Raw genomic sequence first — 8,860 nt, forward strand, 5'->3', positions numbered from 1 at the left:
TCGGATGCGGGATCGTTCATTCCTATGCAGCCAAAGCCGACTCTTGTTGTCCATAACCCATACTGCACAAGCTTCTATCACCTTTGAAGGTCGCTACGAATATGGCATCTAACACCATCTGCCAGCAGTACTTGCGCCGCATGTCCAACTTGCCCATCCCATGTTCTATTGCCCATTTCTTGACCAATTTGGTATCTAGTACGCCCAGCAGGTCTTTCACGTTATGGCGCAGCATACCTATTGTGACTTTATTGAAAGTTTTGGTAATATGTTTGTACATGATAAATGTCCAAGCCGATGATTAACGTCTTGGTCTGGGTATTGTTCAAATCCCACCGCCAAACTTTTTACAGGAGTGGTGGGGCTGGTTATTAACCTTTGTATTTATTAAACCTCTTTTAGAATAGGTTAACCTATTTTATAAGTCAAGAGTAAAAAATATATTTTTATGTCACACACTTATGGTAAGGCAGTAAAAGGTCACCGAGGCTTTGTATCACAAGGTAAGGATATTGGTGGCGACGTTAAAGTTATTGGTTGTAAGTTTCCACCTGAAGTTGATGCAGTCTTAAGGACTCTTCCTAACCGCTCAGAGAAGCTTCGGCAGTGGGTGATTCGATGTATGCTCGAAGAGGGTCTGCTTGACCAACATTCATCAACTCAGTCTCCCAACAGCTAGTTAATTCTAGTACAGCTATTAATAAAGATACATTCTTGGGCGGACACCTGGAACGATGTCTGCCCCTTTTGCTTTTGTAAACCACACTGGAGTTTAGACTAAATTATTTACGAAGGTCAAAGTCTGTATTGCTGATAAACTTCACTCGCAGCCCGATGCACTAAGGAGTGACGATACACAAGTGATTTGAGATCATCCGCATATCCACCACCAATCACACAGGCTACTCTATAGCCAGCCGCAATACAAGTACTCAACACTTGCATTTCTCTGCGGTATAAACCAGTATCAGTTAAGGCTAATTTTCCTAGCTTGTCCCCAATATGAGGGTCAACACCAGCATCGTATAACACTAAATCTGGCTTGACATCAGACAACAAATCTGGTAAGTATTGAGCTAATGTTTGCAGATAAGCATCATCTTCCATCCCCACAGGTAGGGGAACATCCAAATCACTTTTTTGCTTAGTTCCAGGGAAATTGACTTCGCAGTGCATAGAGAAGGTGAAAACACTATTATCCCCTTCAAAGATAAAAGCAGTACCATCCCCTTGATGCACGTCTAAGTCTACAATCAAGATTTTCTGAACTAGGCGGAGTTTTTGCAATACTCGAACTGCAATTGCCAAATCATTGAAAATACAAAAACCAGATCCATAACTGGGAAAGGCGTGATGAGTACCACCAGCAGTGTTACAAGCCAAACCGTACTTGAGGGCTAATTGTGCCGTCAGGATTGTTCCACCAACGGCGACACATGTACGATTAACCAGTGAGGAACTCCAAGGTAACCCAATACGTCGCTGTGCTTTGGCATCCAGAGTGCCTGTACAATAAGCTTGCACGTACTCTGGGGTATGAACTAACTCTATTAATTCTTCTGGTGGGCGTGAGGGCAGATAAAATTGTTCTTTTTGCGCCACGCCATCTGCTAATAATAGTTCATACAGTTGCCGAAATTTTGGCATCGGGAAGCGATGACCTTCAGGTAGTGGGGTAACGTAGTCAGGGTGGTAGACTATCGGCAGATCCATGAACTCACTGTTGTAAAAAGTTTTGACGATCAAAACACCAAGAGATATTATTGCGTTGATTTAGTTGTTTCGACGCAATACGAGAAAATGAGTAATATTTTTCTGTCTACTCAATAATTGAATTTACGTAGATTCCACGTGTTTTATTTACACTGCACAAGGAAACAATTGACCAATCTTAATCTCAAATTCAAAATTGAAAATTAAAAATTGTCATGATACAACATTGGATTTTGCCACTTGTATTTATCTTGGCTGGCTTGCTTGGTGGAATTATAACCGAAAAAATAATTTTTACAAGACTGCACAAATTTGTTACTAGTAGACGAATTCCGGGAAGTGCAGTTATATTTCGTTCCCTAAACCGTATGCCCTTCTTTTGGTGCTTCCTTGCTGGCTTTTACGGTGCAACAGTTAGTTACCGTCCTGAAGCAGATGTTGCAGCATTATTGATAAAACTTATCACTGGCTGTTTTTTATACACATTTACTATTGTTTTTGCTAGACTCACTGCTGGATTTGTCAATTTATTTTTTCGCAGAGCAGATGGTTTTTCTGCCTCACTACTTTCTAATGTTGCTAAAACTGCCGTTTTAGTTTTAGGAACATTAATTGTATTGCAAACACTAGGAGTTCAAATTACACCAATATTAACAACTTTAGGTGTTGGTGGTTTAGCAGTTGGTCTCGCACTTCAAGATACACTAGCAAATTTGTTTTCTGGTTTTTATTTAATTATTTCTAAGCAAGTCAGAACGGGAGATTATGTTAAATTAGATGGTGGTGGTCATGAAGGATACGTTACAGATATAACTTGGCGAAATACCACTATCAAAGAGCTTTCTAATAACGTCATAATAGTACCAAATTCTAAGCTTGCCTCTGCTATTTTCACTAACTATCATCTGCCAGTCAAAGAAATTACATTAACGATGAACGTGGGAGTGAGCTATGATAGCGACCTTGAACAAGTCGAAAAAGTCACTGTAGAAGTTGCTAAAGAAGTCATGGAAGAAATCGCTCCTGAATTAACAGCAAATGCACCTTATATAAGATTTAACGAATTTGCAGATTTTAGTATAAATTTTACCCTCTATATGCGGGTCAATGAATTCTTTGACCAGCGCTTGGCTAGGCATTTATTTATTAAGAAATTACACAAACGCTATCAGAAAGAGGGAATTACGATTCCCTTCCCAGCTAGAGATATTTATCTGCAAGGTAATGGAAGTAAGAATGGAGCAATGACTTTGGAATGATAAATTGGTGGTTTACTCGTAATAGTGCAAGATCTCAGTATATAGAGAAGCTGCTTTATTCCTCAGTTTCAACCATTGGCTGAATCAAAGATGCAATCGCCCCTTCAATCCGCTGCCATCCGGTTGGTGAACTAAAATCAATTCCTAAGAATGTATTGCTGACTTTGGTTCGCAGAACTAGATAAGCAATTCCAGCAATCAACACCGCACTGATAGCAGGAATATCTTTATCTGCCGGGAAGGAACACTTTTGCTTGAGAAATTCCAGGCTTTCAATCGCCACGCGATCGCGCACTGTTGCCAATTCATGCGTTAACTCATTGCCTTCTAGTAACTCCCAGCGCATAATTTCTTGCGTAATAGGTCGTTTTTGCAAGTCATGTAGAAAGCGCGTCAATAACAAAACCATCCACTCAGCCGTCGATTCTGCATCGACGGCTGTTTCATCCCCAACTAATTCTTCAACACTCATCCAGTAGTTCCCCTCCTTGCCAAAGGTTTCCAGCAGGGAGGGGAGGTTCTCAAAATATCGATAAATCAAGACTTTATCGACCCCGGCTTCACGGGCGATCGCATTCACCCCCAGTTGCTTAAAGCCCGATTCTGCCAATAGTTTACCAACGGCTGCCAGAATTCGTGCCTTCGTTTCTTCTTTATCCCTAGCCATAAATCGTTCTCATCTACTTGTCACCAATTGGTGACTATGATACATTGTCACTGAACAGTGACTTTAAGGATTGAGGATGCAAAAGATTTCCTTTGAGTTAGAGGTGTATTCTTTCCACATTGATTTCATTGGACACGTGAACAACACTGTCTATATTCAGTGGATGGAAATTGGACGGACAAAACTGTTGGAAGCCGTTGGAATGCCAACGCAAGAAATTTTTCAGCAAGGGTTTGCTCCGGTGCTGGTTCAAACGAACATCACTTATAAATCGCCGCTTTATTTGGGCGATCGCGTGCGGATGGAAATGTGGGTCTCAGAACTGAAAAACGCATCTGCTATTATGCAGTTCCAGTTTTATAAAGAACAAGGAACACTGGCAGCAGAGGGATGGCAAAAAGGATTGTTTGTGGATACACAAACGATGCGTCCAAGACGGTTGCGTCCAGAGGAACGTTCTTTGTTCGCACCTTACGTGGATTCAATGGGAGATGCTCAACGTACAACATCGCTGATATCCAGCTAAAAATATTCAATTTGAGGAAACCTAATTATGAATCTTGAGGTTAACCATCAGAAATTACTGAAAATTCTTCTTCTTACCAGCATTATTTCTACAGGCATTCATTTCACTGATAATTATCTATTCATCAAGCAATATCCCCAACCTGAATGGATTACAGCCCCTTCAATTTATCAATCGTGGCTTATTCTTACAGCAGTGGGCATCACTGGGTATTGGTTGTATAAATACCGAAAGTTTTGGCTTGCTTATAGCTGTCTATTCGTCTACTCATTAACAGGTTTATCAAGCTTAGGGCATTACCTTTATGGAACTTTGTCAAAGTTCTCAGCGAAGATGCACCTCTTTATTTGGACTGATGGGTTGACTGGTTTGGCTATATTGGGATTTCTTTTTTGGTCAGCACTGATTCTCAAACCGTGGCGACGAGAGCTTAGTCCGGTTGACCGTAATTAATGGGATACAAGCCCCGTCCTTCTAGGACAGCTTTTTATTGATTTTCAGTTTCCGAATGAGATCTCTAAGCACATCAGACTTAGTTCTTCCAGATATTTGGCAATACTCTTCTAGATGTGCCAGTTCCCCTTCTGTCAAACGAAAAAATACGCTTTTATTCATTGCGCTTGTATGTCGATATGCTATACAATGATAACAGAGTTAAAAGAAAACAGTGAAAGCCAGATATCAGTTCCGATTTTATCCAACCAGTCAGCAACAAGTGAGTTTAGCTCAATTGTTCGGTTGCGTTCGGACAGTTTGGAATGATGCGCTGGCGATTTGCAAACAATCGGAGAAGCTGCCAAGTAACAACGATTTGCAGAAACTTGTCATCACACAAGCAAAGAAAAAAGTAGAACGTGAATGGTTGGCAAATGTCTCAAACATCCCGTTACAACAATCGGTCGCTGATTTAGGAGTAGCTTACAAAAACTTTTTTGATTCACTCAAAAGTAAGCGGAAAGGAAAGAAAATAGGCACTCCTAAGTTTAAGAAAAGAACAAATCAGCAATCTGCCCGTTTTAGAATTGGTGGATTTTCAATAAAAAATGAAGAAATCTACTTGGCTAAGATTGGTAATGTTAAACCTATTTGGTCAAGACAGTTACCATCAGCACCAAGCTCGGTAACAGTAATAAAAGACTGCGCTAATCGTTATTTTCTCAGTTTCGTAGTAGAAGTTGTACCCATTCAAGTCGAAGCCAAAAACCAAAGCATCGGGATTGATTTGGGAATAAAAACTTTTGCAGTGATGAGCAATGGTGAAAAAGCCGTCAGTCCCGACTACTCAAAGCTAGACAAGAAAATACGACGCAAACAACGCCAGTTAGCGCGTCAACAAAAAGATTCAAAGCGTCGGAATAAGACCCGAGTTAAAATAGCCAAGTTGCAGAATCGGGTAGCTGATACCAGAAAAGATTTCTTGCACAAACTATCAACCAAAGTGGTTAGTGAAAACCAGACAATTGTCTTGGAAGATTTGAATGTATCCGGAATGGTTAAGAACCGCAAACTAGCGCGAGCGATTAGCTTGCAAGGTTGGCGTCAATTCCGAACATTTTGTGAGGCAAAGTCTGAAAAGCTGGGTAGAACATTTCGCGTTATTAGTCGATGGGAGCCAACCAGCCAAATCTGTTTTGATTGGGGGTTTAGGTGGGGTAAAGTTGATCTATCAATTCGTTCTATTCTCTGCTTAAACTGTGGAACGGAACAGGACAGAGACGAGAACGCAGCGAAAAATATAAATAAAGTCGGGATAGGGCATTGCCCGACTCTAAATGGACGCACAGAGAAGGTAAGACTGGCTTGCCAGCACATCTCAGTGAAGCGTCAAGAATCCCCGCACTTGTAGGGCGGGGAGTATGTCAAATTACCCAATCTTAGATTTTGGAACTTCCAAAGAATAAATTAATCAAAAAAATCAAGAATCCACACCTAAACAATAATGATAATTATTATTGCCGCAGAGCTACGGACGGCGAAGCGTCCGGTACAAGCCATTGTTGGGAAGGTTCAAACTACTCAACGACATCTGCGGGAGCAGGCTCCCTCAATTGCTCGCCCTATAGTCGGCAAGAACTTCATCGATCATGCGTCGGGCGTTGCCAACTCCCACAGGGTTGGTGTTTAAGTAGTATGGGATGAAGATCACCGCTTGGGACAGTGCGTGACCCCGACCTCGCGCCCACGTCGCGTCATCAACCGCTAGTGCTGCGCGGAACACGTCGCGGCTCTCGCCGGAGAACAGACCCCATGCGATTATCAAGTCACAGGCGGGGTCTCCCACGCCCAGACCCCCGAAGTCGATGACGGCACTTAAGCGACCCCGTTCGACCAGCAGGTTCCCGGGTAGCAAATCTCCGTGGAACTAGACAGGCGCGCGATCCCATTCGGGTGCCTGAAGGGCGGCTTCCCACACGATCATTGCTATATCAACATTGATCGTGTCATGTAGGGCTGCAATTGCCTGACGGGTTCCCGTGTCTCGCCTTGTTAGGGGAATGCCGCGCAAGTTGTGATCCACAGCTAGCGGTCCGCCTGTGGTATCAATCTGTTGCAGAGCGGTGATGAATTGCGCCAGATCCGTCGCCGCCTGAGGTGGATCAGCAATCCGCTTGATCGTCGCGCTCTCGCCTTCAAGCCACCGATAGACCGACCACTGCCAGGGGTAGCCCTCGCCGGGTTCGCCCATCGCGAGCGGAATGGGGATGGTAAGCGGCAGGAACGAGGCAAGTCTTGGCAACCACTGGTGCTCCTTCTCCACCTGACCGATAGCCCAATGGATGCGGGGTAGTCGCACAGCCATGTCATCGCCAAGACGATAGACCGCGTTGTCTGTGCCAGCGGACTGAACCGGCTCGATGGGAAGGTCGGCCCACTGCGGGAACTGCGACGCGAGCAACCGGCTCACGAGTGATGCGTCGGTGTCTACCTCGTCAACATGCATTTTGCCAGAAGTCATAGGCACCTTTAATAATCTTCCAACATGGCGGACGGATATACTTTCAATACACGCTCCGCTCTTTACGCCTAGAGGGCACGCTTTGCCCTTACGTAATTGACTTATATTTATCCAGACATGATATTAGCACGTTGTTCCTAATCCTTTGAAATTAGAGAAAATGAATATATGAGGAAAAACGTTAAGAATCTTAATAATGACTGTAACAACTCAGCAGCAAGTAACACCCAACTTTGAAAAACTCTTTTGGACTTGGCAAGGTCACAAAATCCAGTACACTGTCATGGGTACTGGACGCCCCCTTGTACTGGTTCATGGCTTTGGTGCTTCTATTGGACATTGGCGGAAAAATATCCCCGTTTTAGCAGCCAGTGGCTACCGAGTTTTTGCTCTTGACCTTTTGGGATTTGGTGGTTCTGATAAAGCTCCGTTAAATTATACTGTAGAACTGTGGGTGGAATTGCTCAAGGATTTTTGGACAGCACACATTACTGAACCTGCTGTATTTATCGGGAACTCGATTGGTGCACTTTTGAGCTTAACAGTGGTGGCGGAACATCCGGAAATAGCTGCAGGTGGCGTTTTGATTAACTGTGCAGGTGGATTAAGCCATCGATCGCACGAGTTGAACCCGCCGTTACGCATCGTGATGGGAGCTTTTAACTCTTTGGTGCGATCGCGCATCACCGGAGCACTTGTCTTCAACCGCATCCGTCAAAAAGCCCAAATTCGCCGTACTCTATACCAAGTTTACCGTAACCGGGAAGCCGTCACCGATGAATTGGTAGACTTACTATATGCTCCTTCTTGTGATCCAGGAGCGCAACAAGTTTTCACCTCTATCCTCACTGCACCTCCCGGTCCTTCTCCAATAGAACTTTTGCCCAAAGTCGCCCGCCCATTGCTGGTGATATGGGGTGCAGATGACCCTTGGACACCAATCACTGGGGCAAAAATTTACGAAAAAGCACGGGAAAGTGGCAAAGATATCCAAATTGTACCAATTCCAGGTGCTGGACATTGTCCTCATGATGAAGTGCCAGATGTTGTCAATCAGCAGATTTCGGACTGGTTATCGTCTTTGTAAATTTCAAGAGAAACTTGGTTTTCTAAAACTGAGTTTCTTGATCACTACGCCTATTTAAGTGAAATCATAAAATTATGGTTCAAACAATACAAGCAAAAGATATTAATCTTGCTCACTTAAGCGAAAAATTTGGGCTAGAACGTATAGAGGACGAACAATTTTTCCGAGACTGGCAGGATAATTTGCCTGAACTCAGTGACTTAGAAAAGCAACTTGTTGACGAAGTTAAGGGTGAGTTTTTTCATTTATCTCAATATGAAATTCTGGAACCTGTCGTTAAAATGGTTGTACTATCACCTTTATTAAAGCTGGCAGGTTTTTATCGTCCGCCTTTTTACATTACTGCTGAAAAGGGGATAGAAATTGTATCCGAAGATGAAGGCACAATCGTACGCGGGCAAATAGACATTTTGGTATTTCATCCTCCGTTTTGGATCATTACGATTGAAGCAAAACGCGCACAATACTCCCTAGAGGCAGCAATTCCTCAAGTTCTGGCATATATACTTGGCAGTCCTGATTCTAGAAAACCCGTGTTTGGTTTTCTAACCAATGGTAGGGAGTTCCAATTTCTTAAATTGACCAAGAAAGGGGTATACTCACATCTTGCACCTAACCGAACAAACCCGTAAAAGGCAAATAAGGAGTACAA

General features: G+C 43.2%; 10 protein-coding genes and 1 pseudogene. 7 read left to right on the forward strand and 4 right to left on the reverse strand.

From position 1 onward, the window contains the following. Positions 1–22: 22 nt before the first annotated feature. Positions 23–280, reverse strand: a complete 258-nt coding sequence (locus AC5590_RS29295; RefSeq protein ID WP_169266820.1) for a hypothetical protein — start codon at positions 278–280, stop codon at positions 23–25. A gap of 168 nt (positions 281–448) precedes the next feature. Between AC5590_RS29295 and AC5590_RS29300 the strand changes: the two genes are divergently transcribed. Further along, on the forward strand, positions 449–679 hold the full coding sequence (locus tag AC5590_RS29300; protein ID WP_169266821.1) for a hypothetical protein: 231 nt from the start codon (positions 449–451) through the stop codon (positions 677–679). A gap of 116 nt (positions 680–795) precedes the next feature. On the opposite strand, the gene AC5590_RS29305 is transcribed toward AC5590_RS29300, so the two are convergent. After that, complete coding sequence (locus AC5590_RS29305; RefSeq protein WP_169266822.1) at positions 796–1,713, reverse strand: histone deacetylase family protein; 918 nt, start codon at positions 1,711–1,713, stop codon at positions 796–798. Positions 1,714–1,928: 215 nt separating this feature from the next. Between AC5590_RS29305 and AC5590_RS29310 the strand changes: the two genes are divergently transcribed. Next, positions 1,929–2,972 (forward strand): mechanosensitive ion channel family protein, encoded by a 1,044-nt coding sequence (locus tag AC5590_RS29310; protein WP_169266823.1) that lies wholly within the window; start codon positions 1,929–1,931, stop codon positions 2,970–2,972. A gap of 55 nt (positions 2,973–3,027) precedes the next feature. On the opposite strand, the gene AC5590_RS29315 is transcribed toward AC5590_RS29310, so the two are convergent. After that, positions 3,028–3,639, reverse strand: a complete 612-nt coding sequence (locus AC5590_RS29315) for a TetR/AcrR family transcriptional regulator (protein WP_169266824.1) — start codon at positions 3,637–3,639, stop codon at positions 3,028–3,030. 76 nt (positions 3,640–3,715) lie between these two features. Here AC5590_RS29315 and AC5590_RS29320 point away from each other — a divergent pair, with 76 nt between their 5' ends. The 3 genes from AC5590_RS29320 to AC5590_RS29330 all read left to right on the forward strand — a co-directional run bounded on the left by AC5590_RS29320 (position 3,716) and on the right by AC5590_RS29330 (position 6,011). Next, a complete protein-coding gene (locus tag AC5590_RS29320) occupies positions 3,716–4,165 on the forward strand; it encodes an acyl-CoA thioesterase (protein WP_169266825.1) in 450 nt (149 codons plus the stop codon). Positions 4,166–4,192: 27 nt separating this feature from the next. Further along, a complete protein-coding gene (locus AC5590_RS29325) occupies positions 4,193–4,618 on the forward strand; it encodes a hypothetical protein (protein WP_169266826.1) in 426 nt (141 codons plus the stop codon). A 214-nt stretch (positions 4,619–4,832) separates the two neighbouring features. Continuing rightward, complete coding sequence (locus AC5590_RS29330) at positions 4,833–6,011, forward strand: RNA-guided endonuclease InsQ/TnpB family protein (protein ID WP_246163128.1); 1,179 nt, start codon at positions 4,833–4,835, stop codon at positions 6,009–6,011. 198 nt (positions 6,012–6,209) lie between these two features. Here the strand turns inward: AC5590_RS29330 and AC5590_RS29335 are convergent. After that, positions 6,210–7,121: pseudogene (locus AC5590_RS29335) on the reverse strand (aminoglycoside phosphotransferase family protein). A 196-nt stretch (positions 7,122–7,317) separates the two neighbouring features. On the opposite strand from AC5590_RS29335, the gene AC5590_RS29340 reads away from it, so the two are divergent. Together AC5590_RS29340 and AC5590_RS29345 are read left to right on the forward strand one after the other, a co-directional pair. After that, entirely contained in the window at positions 7,318–8,208 is an 891-nt protein-coding gene (locus AC5590_RS29340; protein WP_169266827.1) for an alpha/beta fold hydrolase, read from the forward strand. A gap of 74 nt (positions 8,209–8,282) precedes the next feature. Further along, entirely contained in the window at positions 8,283–8,840 is a 558-nt protein-coding gene (locus tag AC5590_RS29345; protein WP_211178600.1) for a type I restriction enzyme HsdR N-terminal domain-containing protein, read from the forward strand. Positions 8,841–8,860 lie beyond the last annotated feature (20 nt).

It is taken from the genome of Brasilonema octagenarum UFV-OR1 (assembly GCF_963888615.1).
GTDB lineage: Bacteria > Cyanobacteriota > Cyanobacteriia > Cyanobacteriales > Nostocaceae > Brasilonema > Brasilonema sennae.

Excerpts from the sequence above, each read along its gene's own strand:
- AC5590_RS29310 (WP_169266823.1), top strand. The coding sequence starts at position 1,929 with ATGATACAACATTGGATTTTGCCACTTGTATTTATCTTGGCTGGCTTG.
- AC5590_RS29345 (WP_211178600.1), top strand. The coding sequence starts at position 8,283 with ATGGTTCAAACAATACAAGCAAAAGATATTAATCTTGCTCACTTAAGC.
- AC5590_RS29325 (WP_169266826.1), top strand. The coding sequence starts at position 4,193 with ATGAATCTTGAGGTTAACCATCAGAAATTACTGAAAATTCTTCTTCTT.
- AC5590_RS29300 (WP_169266821.1), top strand. The coding sequence starts at position 449 with ATGTCACACACTTATGGTAAGGCAGTAAAAGGTCACCGAGGCTTTGTA.
- AC5590_RS29320 (WP_169266825.1), top strand. The coding sequence starts at position 3,716 with ATGCAAAAGATTTCCTTTGAGTTAGAGGTGTATTCTTTCCACATTGAT.
- AC5590_RS29295 (WP_169266820.1), bottom strand. The coding sequence starts at position 280 with ATGTACAAACATATTACCAAAACTTTCAATAAAGTCACAATAGGTATG.
- AC5590_RS29305 (WP_169266822.1), bottom strand. The coding sequence starts at position 1,713 with ATGGATCTGCCGATAGTCTACCACCCTGACTACGTTACCCCACTACCT.
- AC5590_RS29315 (WP_169266824.1), bottom strand. The coding sequence starts at position 3,639 with ATGGCTAGGGATAAAGAAGAAACGAAGGCACGAATTCTGGCAGCCGTT.
- AC5590_RS29340 (WP_169266827.1), top strand. The coding sequence starts at position 7,318 with ATGACTGTAACAACTCAGCAGCAAGTAACACCCAACTTTGAAAAACTC.